The organism is Pseudomonas sp. BIC9C, from assembly GCF_034541995.1.
In the GTDB taxonomy this organism is placed as follows: domain Bacteria; phylum Pseudomonadota; class Gammaproteobacteria; order Pseudomonadales; family Pseudomonadaceae; genus Aquipseudomonas; species Aquipseudomonas fluorescens_CC.
Genome location: NZ_JAWDGM010000001.1, coordinates 1364438 through 1383848, shown reverse-complemented (window position 1 = coordinate 1383848; position 19411 = coordinate 1364438). Strand labels below are relative to the sequence as shown.

The following is a 19411-nucleotide window of genomic DNA, read 5'->3' as shown; positions in this document are numbered from 1 at the left end:
CCTGCCTCAGTCTGTGCTCGCCAGCGCTGGCACTGGCGAAGGTTTGGGCCTGTGAAACAACCGCTCCAGCCACAAGTATATGACCGGCGTGGTGAACAGTGTCAGGGCCTGGCTCACCAGCAAGCCGCCAACCACCGCGATCCCCAGGGGTTGGCGCAACTCGGCGCCGGTGCCGTAGCCGAGCATCAGCGGCAGGGCGCCGAGCAGGGCGGCGAGGGTGGTCATGATGATCGGCCGGAACCGCGTGAGACAGGCCTTGAAGATCGCTTCTTCAGGCGACAATCCGGCATTGCGCTGCGCTTCGAGGGCGAAGTCGATCATCAGGATGCCGTTTTTCTTGACGATACCGATCAACAACACCAGGCCGATCAAGGCCATGATCGAAAAGTCCTGGCCGCAAATCCACAGCATGATCACCGCGCCGAGGCCCGCCGAGGGCAAGGTGGAAATGATCGTCAGCGGATGGACGAAGCTCTCGTAGAGCACACCGAGAATGATGTACACCGCCACCAGCGCCGCCAGAATCAGCCACGGCTGGCTGGCCAGCGAACTCTGGAACGCTTGGGCCGCGCCCTGGAAATTGCCGCTGATGGCGCTCGGCATGCCGATGTCGGCCTTGGCCTGGTTGAGCATGATCACCGCATCGCCCAACGCCACGCCCGGCGCCAGGTTGAACGACAGGTTGGCGGCCGGGAACATGCCGTCATGGGCGATGGACAGCGGGCCGATGGTCGGCGCTTCGAATTTGGCCAGGGCTGACAACGGCACCATTTCCCCGCTCAGGGGCGAGCGCAGGTAGAAATAGTTGAGGCTTTCGGCCTTGCCGCGCTGTTGGGTGTCCAGTTCCAGAATCACGTTGTACTGATTGACCTGGGTCTGGAATTCGTTGATCTGGCGCTGGCCGAATGCATCGTACAGGGCTTCGTCGACGTCGCTGGCGGTCAGGCCGAAACGCGCCGCCGCGCTGCGGTCGATGCTGATGTGGGTAATGCTGCCGCCCAGTTGCAAATCATTGGAAATGTCGCGGAACGCCGGGTTGGCGCGCAGTTTTTCCGTCAGGCGCTGGGTCCAGGTGCTGAGTGTGCCGCCGTCGTTGCTCTTGAGTACGTATTGGTACTGGGCACGGCTTGGGCCGGAGCTGAGGTTGATGTCCTGGCCGGCGCGCAGGTACAGGACGATGCCCGGCACTTTCATCAGTTGCGGACGAATCCGGTCGATGAACTGACTGGCCGAGACATCGCGGTCGCTGCGTTTTTTCAGGGTGATCCAGAAGCGGCCGTTGGCGATGGTCTGGTTGCTGCCGGAAACCCCGACCGAGTGCGAGAACGTTTCCACCGCGGGGTCGGCGGCGACGATTTCCGCCATTGCCAAGTGTTTTTTCACCATGTCGCCGTAGGAAATGTCGGCAGCGGCTTCGGTGGTGCCGAGGACGAAACCGGTGTCCTGGATCGGGAAGAAACCTTTCGGGATCAGAATGTACCCGGCAACGGCCAGGCCCAGTGACAGGCAGAACACGCCGATCATCAAGCGCTGATGGGCGAGGGCGCGGCGCAGGCCTTTTTCGTACCCTGCCAGCAGACGCTCACCAAAGCCCGGTTTGTCGTGGGCATGATGCACCGGTGCGCGCATGAACAGCGCGGCCATCGTCGGCGCCAGGGTCAGTGACACCACCACGGAAATCAAGATGGTCGAGGTGGCGGTCAGGGCGAATTCCTTGAACAACCGTCCGACCACGCCCCCATGAACAGCAGCGGGATGAACGCCGCCACCAGCGAAAAGCTGATCGAGACAACAGTGAAGCCGATCTCGCCCGCGCCCTTGATCGCCGCTTCGCGCATGCCGTCGCCTGCCTCCAGGTGGCGGTGAATGTTTTCCACCACCACGATCGCATCGTCGACCACAAAGCCCACGGCCACCACGATCGCCACCAGCGTCAGGTTGTTCAGGCTGAATCCCATGACGTACATCAGCGCAAAGCTGGCGGTCAGCGAAACCCCAGCACCGCCGAGACGATCAAGGTCGCCGACAACTGGCGCAGGAACAGCGCCATCACCGCCACCACCAGCATGATTGCAATCAGCAGGGTGATTTCCACTTCATGCAGCGAGGCACGGATGGTCTGGGTGCGGTCGATCAGCGTCTTGACCTGTACCGAGGCGGGGAGCATCGCCTCCAGCGCCGGCAAGGCGGCCTGGATGCGGTCCACGGTTTCGACGATGTTGGCCCCGGCTGACGGAAGATCACCAGGTTGACCCCCGGTTGCGTGCCTGCCCAAGCCTGGACGTAGGCATCTTCCGAACCGTTGACGACTTTGGCGACATCGCGCAGATGAACCGGTGCACCGTTCTTGTAGGAAACAATCAGCTGGCTGTAGTCCTCCGGGTGGAACAACTGGTCGTTGGTGGACAGGGTCGAGATGCTCGACTCCCCGTACAGCGCTCCCTTGGCCAGGTTGAGGCTGGTCTGCTGGATCGCCAGGCGGATGTCGGCGAGGGTCAGGCCGATGGCCGCGAGTTTGTCCGCCGAAACCTGGACGCGAATCGCCGGACGTTGCTGGCCGGTGATGGCGACCTGGCCTACACCGTCGACCTGACTGAGCTGACGGGCCAACAGGGTTTCCGTCAGGTCGCTGAGCTCCGGGCCGGGCATCAGCGAGGAGTTGACGCTGAGGATCAGCACCGGGCTGTCGGCCGGGTTGACCTTGCGCCAGGTCGGCAGGTTCGGCATGTCCTTGGGCAGCTTGCCTGCTGCGGTATTGATCGCCGCCTGCACTTCCTGGGCGGCGGTGTCGATGCTCTTGTCGAGGGTGAATTGCAGGGTCAGGTTGGTCGAGCCCAGTGCACTGCTCGAGGTCATCTGGGTCACGCCGGGAATGGCGCTGAATTGCACTTCAAGGGGCGTGGCCACCGAGGAAGCCATGGTTTCCGGGCTGGCGCCGGGCAGTTGCGCGGCCACCTGGATGGTCGGGAATTCTGCCTCCGGCAACGGCGCTACCGGCAGGCGCGGAAACGCGATGACGCCCAGCAGCACCAGGGCGAACGTCAGCAGGACCGTGGCCACCGGGTGGTCGATGCACCAGGCGGATACCGAACCGTGGCCCTTCATTGCGCTGCCTCCGATTGCACCACTTGCGACGGCTCGGTCAGCACCTGCACCGTCGAACCCGGTTTGAGCCGCGACTGACCATCGCTGACCAGCACATCACCGGGCTTCACGCCTTTGATGATGTCCTGGCCGCTGCCTTGATAGACCATCTGCACCTGCACGGCTTCGACTTTGTCGCCATTGACCCGGTACACGAAGTGCTGGTCCAGGCCGCGTTGTACGACGGTCGGCGGCACCACCAGCGCATCTTTGTCCAGGGCTGTCTGAATCTTTACCGTCACCAGCAGGCCCGGCCAAAGCTTCTGCCCCGGATTGTCGAACTCGGCCTTGGCACGGATGGTGCCGGTGTTGGCGTTGATCTGGTTGTCGATCAGGGTCAGGTGACCTTCGCCGAGCAGGTTGCCGGTTTCGCCATCGGTATCGGCGCCGATGTAGGCCTTGACCTGGGCGTGCTGTGGGTCGTTGATCAGGCCCTGCAAGGTCGGCGCTGCATTTGCTGCGGCAGGGAGAACTCCACGGAGATGGGGTCGATCTGGGTCACGGTGAACAGGCCTTGGGCGTCGCTCATGCGCAGGAAGTTGCCTTCGTCGACTGTGCGAATACCGACACGACCACTGACCGGGGAGCGTATTTGCGTGTAGGAAAGCTGTACCTCGGCGGAATCAATCGAGGCTTGGTTGCCTTGGGCGGTGGCCTTGAGCTGGTTGACCAGAGCTTGTTGCTGGTCGTAGGTCTGCTTGGACACCCCGTCGTCGACGCTGAGCAATTTGTAGCGCTTGAGGTTGACCTGCGCCACTTGCAGTTGCGCCTGGCTTTCACCCAGTTGCGCCCGGGCCTGGTCGAGGCTGGCGCGGATTGACCGGTCGTCGATGGTGGCCAGCAGATCGCCTTTTTTCACCAGTTGGCCTTCCTTGACCAGCAGTCTGGTGAGGATGCCGTCGATTTGCGGACGAACCACGACGCTGTGCAGGGACAGTACCGAACCGATGCCGCTGACATAGCGCGGCACGTCTTTTTCTGCCACGGCGACTACTCGCACGGGGATGGCGGTGGGGGCGGCGAGCTTGGCCTTGGCCGGTTTGGTGGCATACCACAGGCCCAGCGCTGCCAGGACGATCAGAAGGGCGACGAGCAGGGCGGGGTTTTTCTGGATTCGCATGCGAGTGGGGCGCCGGGGCTGGGTGGTCGGTAGGTGGGTAAGGTAGTTTCCTTTATAAACCTGTTTGCCGGTCAGGAGGGTGACGGCTAACTGACGGCGCTGTCAGTTTGGCTTTGGTGGCCCGATGCGCAGTGGACTGTGTACATATCCGTTGCTTCGGTAATGGCCGCTTATGGTTTCGCCCTTACGGCGAGTTCCTTTGGCAAACGCCCCAAAGGAACCAAAGGTCTCGCCCCTTACGTACGGCCCCTCGCTATGGCTCGGGGTTCCTTCGCTCCGGCATTCATCCGGGGGCATTGCCCTCCGGTCGGCTTCGCTCGACCTACATGCAATGGGTTCGACTGCGTCGAACGGCGCTGCGCGCCCATCCCCGGATGAACACCTCCACTCAGCCTGCCGAGGGGGCGGGTGGATCAAGATCAAGAGCTGCAGGCGAGCTAACGCTCGGCCTGTTGAGTGGTGAGGAGCAGAGCGGGTGTACTTCGACCCTGTGGGAGCGGGCTTGCCCGCGATGGCGGCCTGTCAGCCGACCAGCCTCTCAAGGATGTCCACAACTCAAACTGTGGGAGCGAGCCTGCTCGCGAAAGCGGTGTATCTGCTCAAAAAGATGTTGAATTTGAGAATGCCATCGCGAGCAGGCTCGCTCCCACAAGAATCAATCTGTCAGCCGAGAGACTTTCAATTCGCCACCCGAACCCCACCCAGACTCCCGCTCAATTCATACGCCGCCAATTCCGCCTGATGCGCCGCCAGCAATTCCGGCAACGATCCACGCAAATACTCGACCCAGGTCTTGATCTTCGCATCCAGGTACTGGCGCGACGGGTAGATGGCGTACAGGTTCAGTTCCTGCGAGCGGTATTTGGGCATCACGCGCACCAGCGTACCGTTGCGCAGGCCTTCTATCGCGGCGTACAGCGGCAGCACGCCAACGCCCATGCCGCTGATGATCGCGGATTTCATCGCGTCGGCGGAGTTCACCAGAAACGGTGAGCTGTTGATGGTGACCATTTCCTGACCATCAGGGCCGTCGAAGGCCCATTTCTCCAGCGGGATCACCGGGCTGACCAGGCGCAGACAGGCGTGGTTGAGCAGGTCGCTGGGTTTTTGCGCGCAGCCGTTGGCTTTGACGTAGGCCGGCGAGGCGCAAACGATGCTGTAGGTGATGCCCAGGCGCTGGGAGACGAAACCCGAATCCGGCAGTTCGCGGGCGAGGACGATGGATACGTCGTAACCCTCGTCGAGCAGGTCCGGCACGCGGTTGGCCATGGTCAGGTCGAAGGTCACGTCCGGGTGGGTCTTGCGGTAGCGGGCAATGGCGTCGATCACGAAGTGCTGGCCGATGCCGGTCATGGTGTGCACTTTCAGTTGCCCGGCCGGGCGTGCGTGGGCGTCGCTGGCCTCGGCTTCGGCTTCTTCGACGTAGGCCAGGATCTGTTCGCAGCGCAACAGGTAACGCTTGCCGGCTTCGGTCAGGGCAATGCGGCGGGTCGTTCGGTTGAGCAGGCGGGTTTGCAGGTGGGCCTCCAGGTTGGAGACCGCGCGCGAGACGTTGGCCGTGGTGGTGTCCAGTTGTATGGCGGCGGCGGTGAAGCTGCCGGCTTCGGCCACGTAACTGAAGGCGCGCATGTTTTGCAAAGTGTCCATGGGGGGCTCTCGGGTGCGATGGCAAATTGTGACACGAAGTTTCAGAGTCTGAGACCCCAGACTTAAAGATTATCTCGTTTACGGTAACAAAGATTCACAGGAATCCCGGCTTATCGCCCTCCAGGCCGCCCCATAGAATTGCGCAACTTGGGCAACCGGGGCTCGACCCACCGCATAACCTGTGGGAGCGGGCTTGCTCGCGAAGACGGTCTGACATTCACCATCAATGTCGACTGGTGTACCGCTTTCGCGAGCAAGCCCGCTCCCACAAAAGCGGAACTCCAGTTTCCAGAAAATCTCGTACCTCTCCCTATTTCAGGAAATCGCAGCAGTGCCGCGTCGCATCAGCAGAGCGCTTCAGCCGCTCAGTGTTTTGGCTTTAACCCTGGCAATCAGCGGCTGCATCGGAACCGGAGGTATTGCCCCGCAGGACAAGGCGCTGGAGGCCAATTCACTGGCCACCGACGAAGCGATCCAGAGTGCCGCGCAAGATGCGCACTGGCCCACCGCACAATGGTGGCAGGCCTATGGTGACCCACAACTGAACCGCTGGATCGACCTCGCCCTGCAAGGCAGCCCGAGCCTGGCCATGGCCGCCGCCCGGGTACGTCAGGCCAGGTCCATGGCCGGTGTGGCGGAAGCCGCCGAGTCGCTGCAGATCAACAGCGAGTCCACCCTCAAGCGGCACAACTGGCCTACCGACCAGTTCTATGGCCCCGGCGAGCTGGCCAACAGCACCACCTGGGACAACAACGCCGCGCTGGGTTTCAGTTATGCCCTCGACCTCTGGGGCCGCGAAAGCAATGCCACCGAGCGCGCCGTGGACATGGCGCACATGACCGTCGCCGAGGCTCGTCAGGCGCAGCTCGAGTTGCAGGACAACATCGTACGGGTCTACATCGAGCTTTCGCTGCAATACGCGCAACGGGACATCGTTGAGGCAACCTTGAAGCAACAACAGCAGATCCTGGAGTTGGCGCAGAAACGTTTGAATGGTGGCATCGGCACGCATTTCGAAGTCAGCCAGGCTGAAACACCGTTGCCGGAAACCCATCGCCAGCTCGATGCCCTCGACGAAGAAATCGCCTTGAGCCGCAACCAGCTCGCCGCCCTCGCCGGTAAGGGCCCGGGGGAAGGCGCGCAGTTGCAGCGGCCAACGCTGTCGCTGGGGGCGCCACTGAAACTGCCGTCAACGCTACCGGCGCAATTGCTCGGGCAGCGCCCGGACGTGGTCGCCAGCCGCTGGCAAGTGGCGGCGCAGGCGCGGGGCATCGATGTCGCCCATGCCGGTTTCTACCCCAACGTCGACCTGGTCGGCAGCCTCGGCTATATGGCCACCGGCGGCGGGGCGCTGGAGTTCTTGACCGGCAAGAAGCTCAACTACAGCGTGGGGCCGGCGATTTCGTTGCCGATCTTCGATGGCGGACGTTTGCGCGCTGAATTGGGCGAAGCCTCGGCCGGGTATGACATCGCCGTGGCGAAGTACAACCAGACCCTGGTCAATGCCCTGAAAAACATCTCTGACCAATTGATCCGCCGCGAGTCCATGGACAAGCAGCAGGCTTTTGCCGCCGAGTCGGTGGCCACTGCCCAGAAAACCTACGACATCGCCATGATCGCCTACCAGCGTGGCCTGACCGACTACCTCAACGTGCTCAACGCCCAGACCCTGCTGTTCAAGCAGCAGCAAGTGCAGCAGCAGGTTCAGGCGGCGCGCTTGAGCGCCCATGCCGAACTGGTGACGGCGTTGGGTGGTGGTTTGGGTGCCGGTAATGACGTGCCGAACGCCGAACAGACTCAAGTGCCGAAAACCCCGAGCCTTTTGCGTTGAACACAAGACCTGTGGGAGCGAGCTTGCTCGCGATTAGGGCGTCTCAGTCAGCAACCATGTCGCCTGACACACCGCTATCGCGAGCAAGCTCGCTCCTACAATTTTATTGAGCAGGATTTCATGACTCCCTTGCCCGCCCCTTTGCGCTGGCTGTATTCCCTGGAATGGCGCCGGGGTTCTTCGACTGGGCACGCAGCGATGGCGTGACCTGGGTGTACATTTTCAAGGTGCTGTTCGCGGCATTCCTGACGCTATGGCTGGCCATGCGCCTGGAGCTGCCGCAACCGCGCACGGCGATGATCACCGTGTTCATCGTCATGCAGCCGCAAAGCGGTCACGTGTTCGCCAAGAGCTTCTATCGTTTTCTCGGCACCCTGGCCGGCTCATCGGTGATGGTCGCGTTGATTGCGCTGTTTGCGCAGAACACTGAACTGTTCCTCGGTTCGCTGGCGATCTGGGTCGGTATCTGCACGGCCGGCGCCGCCCGCTGCCGCAACTTCCGCGCCTACGGTTTCGTCCTCGCCGGATACACCGCGGCGATGGTCGGCTTGCCCGCGCTGGCCCATCCGGAGGGGGCGTTCATGGCGGCGGTCTGGCGGGTGCTGGAAATCTCGTTGGGCATTCTCTGTTCGACCCTGGTCAGTGCCGCCATCCTGCCGCAATCGGCTAGCGCGGCGATGCGCAATGCCTTGTATCAGCGCTTTGGCGTATTCGCCCTGTTCGTCACCGACGGCTTGCGCGGCCGCAGTCAGCGTGAGGCATTCGAGGCCGGTAACGTGCGTTTCATCGCCGAAGCCGTGGGTTTGGAAGGCTTGCGCAGCGTCACTGTTTTTGAAGATCCGCACATGCGTCGGCGCAATGGCCGGCTCAGTCGCCTGAACAGCGAGTTCATGGGCATCACCACGCGCTTCAATGCCTTGCACCAGTTGCTCGAACGCCTGCGCAACAGCGCGGCGGACCAGGTTGTAGCAGCGATCAAACCGGGATTGCAGGACCTTGCCGAGTTGCTCGACGGCTTCAGCGGTCGTGCCCTGACCAGCGCCGATGCGGCGCGTCTGGTCACAGTGCTGAGCGCCTACAAGGAAGGTTTGCCGGCGCGAGTGCGCTGTCTGCGGGCAGCGTTCCAGCAGAACAACCCGAGCGATGCCGAACAACTGGATTTCCACACCGCATACGAGCTGCTTTATCGCTTTGTCGACGACCTGCACGGTTATGCACAGACCCACGCATCCCTGGCCGATCACAGTCACGAACGGGAGCGCTGGGACGAGCCGTTCACCCCGCAAACCAACTGGATGGCAGCGGCAGCATCGGGGATTCGCGCAGCATTCATCCTGGTGGTATTGGGCAGCTATTGGGTGGCAACCGCCTGGCCGAGCGGCGCGACCATGACCCTGATCGCCGCCGCGACCGTGGGCTTGTCCGCCGCCACCCCGAACCCGAAACGCATGGCCTTTCAGATGGCGTGCGGGACATTGCTCGGGGCGCTGATCGGCTTCGTCGAAATGTTTTTCATTTTCCCGTGGATCGACGGATTTCCGTTGCTGTGCGTGATGCTCGCGCCGGTGATCGTACTGGGCTCGTTCCTGACTTCACGGCCACAATACGTCGGCGTCGGCCTGGGTTTGCTGATCTTTTTCAGCACCGGCTCGGTGCCGGACAACCTCACGGTCTACAACCCCTACACCTTCATCAACGACTACATCGCCATGGTCCTCGGCATGCTGGTGTGCGCAGCGGCCGGGGCGATCATTCTGCCACCCAACAGCCGATGGTTGTGGCGCCGGCTGGAGCAGGACCTGCGAGCTCAGGTGGTGTACGCCATCAGTGGCAAGCTCAAGGGGCTGGCGTCGAGTTTTGAAAGCCGCACCCGCGATCTGGTGCATCAGGCCTACGGCTTCGCGGCAGGTCAACCGCAAGTACAGCGGGACTTGCTGCGCTGGATGTTCGTGGTGCTGGAAGTCGGCCATGCGATCATCGAGTTGCGCAAGGAGCAGGCGATACTGCCTGTGCATCCGGCCTATGCCGAATCCCAGCCATGGCGCCAGGCGATCCGGGTGATGGGGCGTGCGCTGGTGCGGCTGTTCTTGCAACCGAACGGCAGCAACCTCGAGCGTGCGCTGATCGCCGTCGATCACGCGATCAGTCGTGTGCAGTCCACCGACGAACCCTTCGCCCCCCACTTCGATACCTCGGCGTTGCGCCGGGTGAAGAGCTACCTGCACTTCATCCGCACCTCTTTGCTCGATCCGCAATCACCGCTCGCCGGCTACATGAATGCCAGTGCCAGCGCCAAGCCACAAGGACTTGAACATGCCTCGTGAAATCGCCTTCCACGGCGTGTACATGCCGACCATGACCCTGATGTTTTTCATTGCGGCTCTACTTGCCTGGGCACTGGACCGGTTCCTCTCCGGGTTCGACCTGTACCGTTTCTTCTGGCACCCGGCGCTGCTGCGCCTGAGTCTGTTTACCTGTCTGTTCGGCGCGTTGGCGCTGACTGTCTACCGTTGACTCTCTATCACTGAGAATGCCCCGATGAAAAAGTTTTTCAGCCTGCTCGCGACCCTGTTGGTGCTGGCCCTCGCGCTGTGGATCGGCCGCTCCTTGTGGGAGCACTACATGAACACGCCGTGGACCCGTGACGGCCGCGTGCGAGCCGACATCATCAACGTCGCTGCCGACGTCACCGGCGAAGTGGTGGACGTGCCGGTGCGCGACAACCAATTGGTGAAAAAAGGTGATTTGCTGATGCAGATCGACCCCGAGCACTACCGCCTCGCGGTGAAACAGGCGCAAAGCCTGGTGGCATCGCGCAAGGCGACCTGGGAGATGCGCAAGGTCAATGCCCATCGTCGCGCCGATATGGACAACCTGGTGATCTCCCGGGAAAACCGCGACGACGCCAGTAATCTCGCCGACTCGGCCCTGGCCGATTACCAGCAGGCCCAGGCGCAACTGGAAGCCGCCGAGCTCAATCTCAAACGCACTGAAGTGCGCGCGGCGGTGGACGGCTACGTGACCAACCTCAACGTGCATCGCGGTGACTACGCGCGCATCGGCGAGGCGAAAATGGCCGTGGTCGACATGAACTCGTTCTGGGTCTACGGCTTCTTCGAAGAAACCAAGCTGCCCCACGTGCGCGTGGGTGACAAGGCCGACATGCAACTGATGAGCGGCGAAGTGCTCAAGGGCCACGTGGAAAGCATCTCGCGCGGCATCTACGACCGCGACAACCCGGAAAGCCGCGAGCTGATCGCCGACGTCAACCCGACCTTCAACTGGGTACGCCTGGCGCAGCGGGTGCCGGTGCGCATTCACATCGATGAAGTGCCGGAGGGGGTGCTGTTGGCGGCGGGCATTACGTGTACGGTGGTGGTGAAGCAGGAGGGTGGGGCATAGCCGGTAGACCGAGTTGCCCCCTTCGCGAGCAAGCCCGCTCCCACATTTGATCTCTTTCGTGCTCAAGTTTTGAGTTCACTGAAGATCCAGTGTGGGAGCGGGCTTGCTCGCGAAGGGTACAACGCGGTCCGTCAGACAGGCGTCGGGCGTTCACTCCTTGCAAAACGTTTCCTGCAAATGCCGCCAAAGAATCTTGTCATCTACCTTCTCGAACACTACCGTCGAGCGGCGATCGGAGTGGAGCCCGGTCGCATCGGTCTGTTGCTCGCGGTAACTCACGGTCGCGCCGCCGTCGTGTAGCGTGATGCCACGCAACTCGCTGAGCTCGATGCGAAACCCGAGCTTCTTGCCGCCCGCCAACGTGAACAATTCGTTCAGCGCATCAAAATCCAGCACCCGACCGAGCGGCGAGACCATGGAAAACTGCGGCGAAAAACGTGTCAGCAATTGTTCGAGTTCGGACACGTTCCGTTCTTCGGCCAGCCATTGTTCGATGGCCACGTGGGCCTGTATCACTTCGTCGAAGTATTCGGTGTAGTCGGTCATTTTGTTTCCTGGAATTCTCTGGTGTCTGTTCTGACGCCTTCGCGGGCAAGCCCGCTCCCACAGGTCATGCGCAGACTTTGAAATGGCGCTAATCCTGTGGGAGCGGGCTTGGTCCGGGCGGCGTTCCGACGAAGAACGATGACTCGGTCTCAGAGCTGCCCCCGCAACCCGAATCGCTTCATCAGCCCGGATTCGAGCAAGCCCTTGGGCAGCAACGTTGCCATCAGCGGCAACGCGCGGCTGCCATTGCCGATACGGATCAACCGTGGTGGTTTGGTCTGCTGCACAGCCTTGAGCAATCCGGCAGCAAACTCACTGGCCGGGGTCGGCTTGTCCTGGGACGCCCTGGCCCGGGCGCGTATGCCTTCGCGCAGCGGGAACCACGGCGATTGTTCACTGATCAGTTGCTCGGCTTCATGGCCGGCATTTTTGGCGAAACTGGAAGCGATGGCCCCTGGCTGAACTTCCATGACCCGCACGCCGAACGGCGCCAGTTCCATGCGCAAGGCATCGCTCAAGGCATGCACGGCGGCTTTCGAGGCGCAGTAGGCGCCGGCAAAGGGCGTGACCAGTACGCCGGACACGCTACCGATATTCACCACCAGCCCCTTGGCCCGACGCAGCACCGGGAACAAGGCGCGGGTGACGCCGACGATGGCGAACACATTGGTTTCGAACTGGCGCTGCAAGGCTGGCACTCCACCATCGAGCAGCGGCCCCATGGCGCCATATCCGGCGTTGTTGATCAGCACATCGAGGCCACCGGTCTGTTGGTTGATTCGCTCGCTCAAGGCTTCGAGCGCCGCGCCGTCGTTGACATCCAGTTGCACAGCCGTGAAACCGGCGGTGGAGAGTGTCGCGACATCTTCGGCCTTGCGCGCACTGGCCCAGACTTCAAAGCCAGCGGCCTTGAACGCATCGGCAAGGGCGCGGCCGATTCCGCTGGAACAACCGGTAATCAACGCAACGGGCATGGCGCATTCCTTGTGCAAACAATAGGGGAGGGATCAGTCGGAAAAACTACCCTGCAATCGCTCGGCGCGAAACTCCAGGGTTTCCGGACGGTAGCCGGGGCGCAATGGCGGCAGCGGCAAGCAATCTTCCCAGTTACCACCGGCCTGCAATTCGCCGGGGCCACGATAGCGCGGGGCGGTGTATTGATTGTCGGCCAGGTTCACCGTGTCGCCCGGTGCATAGGCCGCGACCCGCCAGCGCAGTTCTGTCAGCGGCACGTCGTTGCCGTTGTTCAGGGTCAATTGCAAGGGCCGGTCGGCGGGACATTGCTGCGGCGCATAACTGATGCGCAACTCCAGGCGTTGCAGTTGCTTGAGTTCGCGGTGGTCCATCCAGATGACCCAGGTAGCGACAATGCCCAGCCCCACGGCGGCGGCCATGGAAACGGGCAAGGCCTTGGCCGGATAGCGCAGCAACAGGATCAGCCAGGTGATGACCAGCAGGACGCCGATGAACATTGAGCGAAACCTCGCTAGCGATAAGAACTCATCCTATCCGAGCCGTGAGGGATACCAACTTAACCATCCGTCGGAAATGGTGGCGAACCTGTTAAGTTTGACAGGTTCTTCCGCGCGCAAAAAGCCGTAGGTTGGTGTGCAATCCACTGGCCTGTCGGTGACTCACATGCAAGACAAGAACAATCGGCTATTGCGTAACCTTGTTAGCGAACCCGGTGACAAGAGCAGTCAGCCGGACAAGGTCAGTTTCATCACCGCGATGCAGCAAATGGGCATGACGTCGGTGTTTGACATCATCGGCCAGTCAAAGCCCCTGTTTGTCGAACGCTTGGGTGAGATCTGTGACGCGGACGGTGCGTTGGCCTATGACAATGCTATGTGTTATGCGGTCCAGATCGGTGTGCTGTATCGTGAGCATCGAGTGTCCAGTGGCAAGCCCCAGGAGCTGACCCGGCGCACGGGTGTGCGTGCCTTGGTGGACGTAGGTCCCAGCTACCCCAACCTGTTCAAGGAAAACTGGGATGAGTTCTGCAAGGTCGGCGCGATCGCGGCGCTCGACTCGCCGGTGGCCTACCTCAGTTCGTTGTACCAATTTGCCACGCGTACGCTGGAAACCTCGGGGCAGGGGGACCGGCCGAAAATTTTATTGGGCAAGCGGCGACCCGACATCGCCAGCCTGGTCATTGACCAGCAAAGCACCTTTACCCCCCGGCCGATGCTGGAGTTGGTCAACGGGATTTTGCAGGAAGATATTCGGCGTTACCGCCAGGGCAAACCCGATGAAAACAAGCCGGTGTATGAACTACTGGCTGAACGACGGTACCCGTTCATTTTCCCGTACCACTTTGCCCATCATCAATGCCGCCTTGGATTGGCTGAAAAAAAACTTGGGTTGGGGGTGTTGAATTACCTGATCAGCCGTGAGGTGCCGGCGACTCAAGGTGATCGCAATGTCTATGGCGCGGTGCAGAATGCGTCGCTCGAGGCGCAACGGATGTTATCGGGATTGAGCCCTCAGCAACAACAGTTGTTGATCGAGCCGTCACTGTTTACCACGTTTTATCTGTCGAAGGCCGAGCTGGCGGCGGGCTGGAAAGGCCCGGGGACTTCTCACCTGAGGCCGCATAAAGCGCTGGGCGTGGGCTTTTTACTGCTGCCGGGACAGGATTCCATTGAAGCTGTCGACCCAAGGGCGGATTTTTTGATCAACGACTCTTCGTTAACCAACATAGCAACCATCTATTTTTCCAAGGCGGATAGTCCCGAAAAGCTTCTGCAACAAGTTTCATTCAATTCAGGCACCCCTGCCAATTCGAATGTATGGAGACTCAATCATCTGCATGGGGCCACGAACTTGACACTCTGCCCGCGTATCAGTTGGAGCAGGGATGTTTCAGCGGGATATCGTGCTTCGTTCACCCTCACAACCACCAGCGGTTCTGTGACCGCCCCCATCGGCGTGGCAGCGTTCAGCGTAACCCTCATCTCGGATGAGGTTCCTGTCTGGTCGGTCGAGCAGCAAGGTTTTTTCCAGAAACACTACGGTCTTGAGACCAATCCGGTTCAACTCGATGAGTCCCTGATCAACCTCAAAACCTTCATGCAGCAGACCGGGCTGGACGCGCAGCAAGTCGAAGCGGTGTTATCGCAACGTACTCATTTTCCCCGTCTTTCCCCCAACTGCCCAAGCACCAATCCGCAATTCGGCGCGGCGGGAGTCGGGACGCCATACCCCCATGCTTCCCACTTTGGCGCGTGTTACGTCAATGGCCACGGCTCGGGTCGCTATGACAGTGTTACACCTGCCACCGCTACATCGATCCGTAAGGATCAATTCGACAACTCAATGGGCCTCAAAGAGGTCCTGGTGGGCGCTCGCAAAACCTGGCTCCTGACCAAAACCTCAGCCAACCGCTTCGACCGCCTGCAGCGCATGATTCGCCTGCAACGCTGGCTGGACCTTCCGTTTGCCGAACTGGACACGCTGATCATCAGCGCCATCCGCAGCGAAGGCGAATACAACCTGACCATGGACCTGAACCTCAATACCTTGCGGGCCTTGGGCGTTTATCGTTATCTCGCTCAACGATACAAGCTCAAGCCACTGGAGTTCGCCGCATTTCTCCATGACCTCACGCCCTATGCGACCGGCAATGATGTGCCGCTGTTTGACCAGGTCTTCAACGAGGTGACGCTGTTCGACGTGCCATTGGTGCTTGATCAACAGGTGTTCAATGCCACGGGAACGGACGTCGCCTCAAAACGAACCGTGGCGCAACTGTGTGCCGGCCTCGGCTTGCAGCCCACGGAGTTGTCGTTTTTACGCCTGGCCGGGCAGACGCAGCAGCATGTCGGGCCTTTGAAGCGTGATCTGGAGACGGTTTCCTCCGTTTATCGTCAGGCGCGCGTCCCACAGATGTTTGGCCTGTCGGCGGAGGACGGCTGGACCCTGGTGGATTTGCTGGGGGGGCAGGACCATCAGCGGTTGCTGTGCACAGGGCGTTTGAGCCCGCAATCCGGACATTCAATCAAGCCGATTTATATCAAGGCTGTGGATTCAAGGATAAATATCACCTTGGCACTGGTTTTCGATCCTTTGGCTGAGGGAGACTCCTCGCGCTTGCTGCCGGGGTCAATGCTATCTGTGGAGATGGGCAGTGACTTTGCTCATACAGTCAGCGCCCTTCGCGAGTTTACGCTTGAACTTGAAGTGCCTAAACCCAGCGTGGAATGGTTTCTTACTAATTCTGACGACAGTCGACTGACACTTGACCCTGTGGAGGCCGGGGGGAGCCTTTCATTGACTGGCAAAAAGATCATCAGAGCTGGCTGGGAGGCGATAAACGACTCGCCAGCCAAGCCGATTCCATACTTGCGGGTGAGGTGTGGGGAGCTTCAAAGACGCTTATTGAGTGTTGAGGGCATTACCACAGGCGAGGCTTTGCAGACACCGCCCGACATTCTCGATCTTTTAATGCAAATGGACTGGGCCGTGACCTGGCTCAAGGACAGCAAGCAAAGCGTCGCCGATGTGCGACGTTTACTGGGGCTTGATCCGGGGGATTACCTGCCGCCCCAGGGCCTGATCGATCGCTTGGCGAAATTGGCTGACGACACCCGGGCCGCAGTCATCACCGATCAACAGATTGAGGCATTGAACCTGCCCACCCATGAGGCGTCCGCCAAGGGGCGTGGCCCGGAAGATGCTATCAACTGGCGGACGGTTTTGCTGCCGCTGCTCGATGAGCAAGGCTTGGTCAAAGCCTGCCGCTGGAGCTGATCGAAAACACCCAGGGGCAATTGTCGGCTGCGCTGGTGTTGGCGCTCAAGCCCCTGAGACTTGAGCCTGAGGTCAGGGCCCGGAGCCTGGAGAAACTGGGCACGCTGCTCCTGGCCGGGCATGACCGGCAACTGCGCCTGATCGAAGGTCTGACTCAGGAAATGGTCAACTTGCCCATGGACCGCACCCAGGTTGTGGTGCGTTGGGCGGGGACTTCGGTCTACGAGTTGTTGTCGGCGGTGCTGGAAATCGATGCCGATACCGACATCTCGCCAATGGCCTCCCTGCTGGAGCAAGTTCGCTCGCTGCTGCGTCATGCGCAGGCGGCGCTGCACATGCGCCTGGGCGCCAGCGCCCTGCGTCTGTTCCTGATCCATCCCGAGTGGCTGGGGGCCAAGGGGGGCATAGCGTTGTCGTGGGCCAGTTTCTATCTGCTGGGCCGCTACAGCCAGTGGTTCGGTAGTCAGAGTCAGGCTGAAGAAGCCTTGCTGGGGTACTTCATCGCGGCCAACCCGGCGAAGGCTCGTCTCAAGAGCAAGGCATTGCGTAGCGCGGTCAACGATCAATCAGCCGAGGCGTTGGCCAACCTGCTGGGTTGGTCCGTGCAAGAGGTCAGCCGACTGTTTCAAGAGTTGCCGCAAGGACGTGCCTGCTCCATGGCCGAGGTGGACTGGATATTGCGTTGCCAGGGCGCCAGCAAGGCCAGCGGGATGGCTGCAGCGGATGTGTTGGCGGCTACTGCGCTGCATGCAGATAGTCCCCCTGCTGCCTGGCAAGCCGTCGGCGAAGCGGCGGTGGCCGCCAGTCGTTGAGTGATGTTTTTTCACTTTAAGGAGCTAATCATGTCCAGCACCCTCGACAGTCAACTCAATGAAACCCTGCGCGATGCCCTGGTGGCCTACTACCTGGATGAACTGGTACCCAATGCTGCGGAATTTGTCGACAGCGGTTTGAGCGACAAGATCAAGACCGCCAACGACCTCTACGAATACAAACTGTTGGACGTGCTGGTCAGCCAGGCGGTGCCCAGCAGCCCCGTGGCGTCGGCGATTGCCAGCTTGCAGCAGTACATCAACGGCGCGTTGATGGGCATGGAGCCAGGGTATGAAGTCAAGGTGATGGAAGATCACCTGCTCACGCAGTGGCGCGAGATCAACAGCCAGTATCCGGTCTGGGCGGCCAACCAGCAGTTGCGTTACTACCCGGAAGTGTACATCGACCCCTCATTGCGCATGAGCAAGTCGGCCTATTTCCAGCAACTGGAAAACGACCTCAACCAGAACAAGATTCACATCGACACGGCTCAGGAAGCGGTGCTTGCCTACCTGGCCAGTTTCGAGGAAGTGGCCAACCTGACCATCATCAATGGCTACATCAACACCGATGATTTCAAGAACGGCATGTACTATTTCATCGGCAAGTCCCGGGCCGAGAGCGTGTATTACTGGCGTTCGGTGGACATGTCCCAGCGTACCTACAAGGACATGAATGGCACCAACCCCGACCGCCCCAAATTCGACTACCCACAGCCGGGCGCCTGGTCGGACTGGCACAAGGCCAACCTGCCGATCTCGGCCAGCGCCATCGAGCGTACGATTCGGCCGGTGCTGTTCAACAACCGCTTGTTCGTGTTCTGGGTCGAGTGCATCGACAACAGCCCGCAGGCCGTCACGGTAGAACACAGCAAGTCGCCGGAACCGGGCGCGCCGGTGACTACGGTCAAGGCCAATCCGATGTTGCGCCTGAACCTGGTGTACAAGAAATACGACGACAGCTGGAGTGTGCCGCAGACCATCATCGAGGCCTGGAGCGAGGCGCCACGGTTCAAGACCGAGGATCTGGAAAAGTGGGTCGAGAGTATCGCGGTGCACGACAGCTCGACCTCTCCCGACTCGATGTTTGTGGCGATGTATGCCGGGTATTCCGCTGGCGCTGGTCAGGATGGCGCACAGGACCAGTATGATTTTTTGAAAACGGCGATGATTGACAAGAATTTTAATGTCACGGATTTGTTTCCCAGTCGGGGGTATGTGCCCAGCGTTGGAACTGCGGCGGATGTAAAGGCGCCGCATGTATTAAGGGTTGGGCGGATATATGCCCATGATAATAAGTCGCGGTTTCAGTTTAGGCTGCCTGCGCTTGCAGTTGCACTGAAAAGTGTCGAGACGAGTTCGCCGAATACTGCTGGGGGAAACTGGAATTATCGAGGGTGGCAAACTAAAATTCACACTCCGGTCAAGGATGTTGATGTGAGATTTAATAATCTTGCGCAGCGTCTTGAATTTGACTCAAAAATATCCAGTAGTTTCTCTTGGACGCCGCTAATCACTACATGGTTGTTTGAAATGACGGGCGGGTTGGACTATAGCTGGAGATTAACACTGATAACCTCGAACGATCCAGACTCTGGTCCATATGAGAAACTTATTTCAGGTTCGACGTTTGAAATGATTAAAAGTCTGGCGGCTCCGATTGCCGGGAAGTATGAGTTTACTTTGGAGATAAGGCCGGGGGGGTATGATAACCTTATCAAAGCTTTTATAAGGGATCGACCAGGGGTCGATTATTGTGAACTGCCGGAGGTTCCTGATGGAACCTCTGTTTCGCTTGTCGATAAGGTGGTTGATAGAAGGGCGCTGGATTTTCTATCAGTTAATCCGGAACTTATTTATAAGGGGTGGCTTGCTACCCCAAGTTTTGGTGACACCGAATTTAGAAGTATAAAATTCCAACGAGGTGCTTCTTATAATTTCCAAAATCTTATTCTAAGACCGACAAATCTGAACAATTTTACCCCCGCTCATCCCGGCTACCATTCGCTGTATTACTCGGGGGCTCTTGGAGAGACGTCCACCCGATACGCAAACAATATCCATGGCTATCGATCCTGAAACGCTGCTACCAGACTGGAATGGCAATTGGCCTGTGGGCGTAAAAAATCCCGCTGATACATGGCATCAAGGTTTTCA

The 19411-nt window shown here is 60.1% G+C and carries 10 protein-coding genes and 3 pseudogenes; 7 read left to right on the top strand and 6 right to left on the bottom strand.

Annotated elements, in window-relative coordinates:
* Positions 1–6 precede the first annotated feature (6 nt).
* The 3 genes and pseudogenes from RS887_RS06420 to RS887_RS06410 all read right to left on the bottom strand — a co-directional run bounded on the left by RS887_RS06420 (position 7) and on the right by RS887_RS06410 (position 5911).
* Positions 7–3105 (bottom strand): annotated as a pseudogene (locus tag RS887_RS06420) (multidrug efflux RND transporter permease subunit).
* Positions 3102–4264, bottom strand: a pseudogene (locus tag RS887_RS06415) (efflux RND transporter periplasmic adaptor subunit). Before RS887_RS06415 ends, RS887_RS06420 begins: the two co-directional pseudogenes overlap by 4 nt.
* Before the next feature lie 678 nt (positions 4265–4942).
* A complete protein-coding gene (locus RS887_RS06410; RefSeq protein ID WP_057395863.1) occupies positions 4943–5911 on the bottom strand; it encodes a LysR family transcriptional regulator in 969 nt (322 codons plus the stop codon).
* A gap of 331 nt (positions 5912–6242) precedes the next feature.
* Here RS887_RS06410 and RS887_RS06405 point away from each other — a divergent pair, with 331 nt between their 5' ends.
* From RS887_RS06405 to RS887_RS06390, 4 genes and pseudogenes are all read left to right on the top strand, one after another.
* Entirely contained in the window at positions 6243–7742 is a 1500-nt protein-coding gene (locus RS887_RS06405) for an efflux transporter outer membrane subunit (protein WP_322614791.1), read from the top strand.
* A gap of 120 nt (positions 7743–7862) precedes the next feature.
* Positions 7863–10066 (top strand): annotated as a pseudogene (locus RS887_RS06400) (FUSC family protein).
* Positions 10056–10256, top strand: coding sequence for a DUF1656 domain-containing protein (locus RS887_RS06395; RefSeq protein WP_008050113.1), 201 nt, complete (start codon positions 10056–10058; stop codon positions 10254–10256). The pseudogene RS887_RS06400 and the gene RS887_RS06395 overlap by 11 nt, the downstream one beginning before the upstream one ends.
* A 24-nt stretch (positions 10257–10280) precedes the next feature.
* Positions 10281–11144: an HlyD family secretion protein gene (locus RS887_RS06390; protein ID WP_322614790.1), complete on the top strand. Its 864-nt coding sequence runs from the start codon at positions 10281–10283 to the stop codon at positions 11142–11144.
* Positions 11145–11294: 150 nt separating this feature from the next.
* On the opposite strand, the gene RS887_RS06385 is transcribed toward RS887_RS06390, so the two are convergent.
* The 3 genes from RS887_RS06385 to RS887_RS06375 all read right to left on the bottom strand — a co-directional run bounded on the left by RS887_RS06385 (position 11295) and on the right by RS887_RS06375 (position 13162).
* On the bottom strand, positions 11295–11690 hold the full coding sequence (locus RS887_RS06385) for a DUF4440 domain-containing protein (protein WP_322614789.1): 396 nt from the start codon (positions 11688–11690) through the stop codon (positions 11295–11297).
* Between the two features lie 149 nt (positions 11691–11839).
* A complete protein-coding gene (locus RS887_RS06380) occupies positions 11840–12664 on the bottom strand; it encodes an SDR family oxidoreductase (protein WP_322614788.1) in 825 nt (274 codons plus the stop codon).
* Positions 12665–12697: 33 nt separating this feature from the next.
* Positions 12698–13162 (bottom strand): hypothetical protein, encoded by a 465-nt coding sequence (locus tag RS887_RS06375; RefSeq protein ID WP_007998302.1) that lies wholly within the window; start codon positions 13160–13162, stop codon positions 12698–12700.
* Positions 13163–13328: 166 nt separating this feature from the next.
* Between RS887_RS06375 and RS887_RS06370 the strand changes: the two genes are divergently transcribed.
* From RS887_RS06370 to RS887_RS06360, 3 genes are read left to right on the top strand one after another with little or no spacing between them, the layout of a single operon-like run.
* Entirely contained in the window at positions 13329–16442 is a 3114-nt protein-coding gene (locus RS887_RS06370; protein ID WP_322614787.1) for a Tc toxin subunit A, read from the top strand.
* Positions 16443–16462: 20 nt separating this feature from the next.
* Positions 16463–17254: a hypothetical protein gene (locus tag RS887_RS06365; RefSeq protein ID WP_322614786.1), complete on the top strand. Its 792-nt coding sequence runs from the start codon at positions 16463–16465 to the stop codon at positions 17252–17254.
* Positions 17255–17284: 30 nt separating this feature from the next.
* Positions 17285–19333, top strand: coding sequence for a neuraminidase-like domain-containing protein (locus tag RS887_RS06360; protein ID WP_322614785.1), 2049 nt, complete (start codon positions 17285–17287; stop codon positions 19331–19333).
* Positions 19334–19411 lie beyond the last annotated feature (78 nt).

Coding starts and splice junctions, on each gene's coding strand:
- RS887_RS06385 (WP_322614789.1), bottom strand. CDS start 11,690: ATGACCGACTACACCGAATACTTCGACGAAGTGATACAGGCCCACGTG.
- RS887_RS06360 (WP_322614785.1), top strand. CDS start 17,285: ATGTCCAGCACCCTCGACAGTCAACTCAATGAAACCCTGCGCGATGCC.
- RS887_RS06380 (WP_322614788.1), bottom strand. CDS start 12,664: ATGCCCGTTGCGTTGATTACCGGTTGTTCCAGCGGAATCGGCCGCGCC.
- RS887_RS06370 (WP_322614787.1), top strand. CDS start 13,329: ATGCAAGACAAGAACAATCGGCTATTGCGTAACCTTGTTAGCGAACCC.
- RS887_RS06410 (WP_057395863.1), bottom strand. CDS start 5,911: ATGGACACTTTGCAAAACATGCGCGCCTTCAGTTACGTGGCCGAAGCC.
- RS887_RS06390 (WP_322614790.1), top strand. CDS start 10,281: ATGAAAAAGTTTTTCAGCCTGCTCGCGACCCTGTTGGTGCTGGCCCTC.
- RS887_RS06395 (WP_008050113.1), top strand. CDS start 10,056: ATGCCTCGTGAAATCGCCTTCCACGGCGTGTACATGCCGACCATGACC.
- RS887_RS06375 (WP_007998302.1), bottom strand. CDS start 13,162: ATGTTCATCGGCGTCCTGCTGGTCATCACCTGGCTGATCCTGTTGCTG.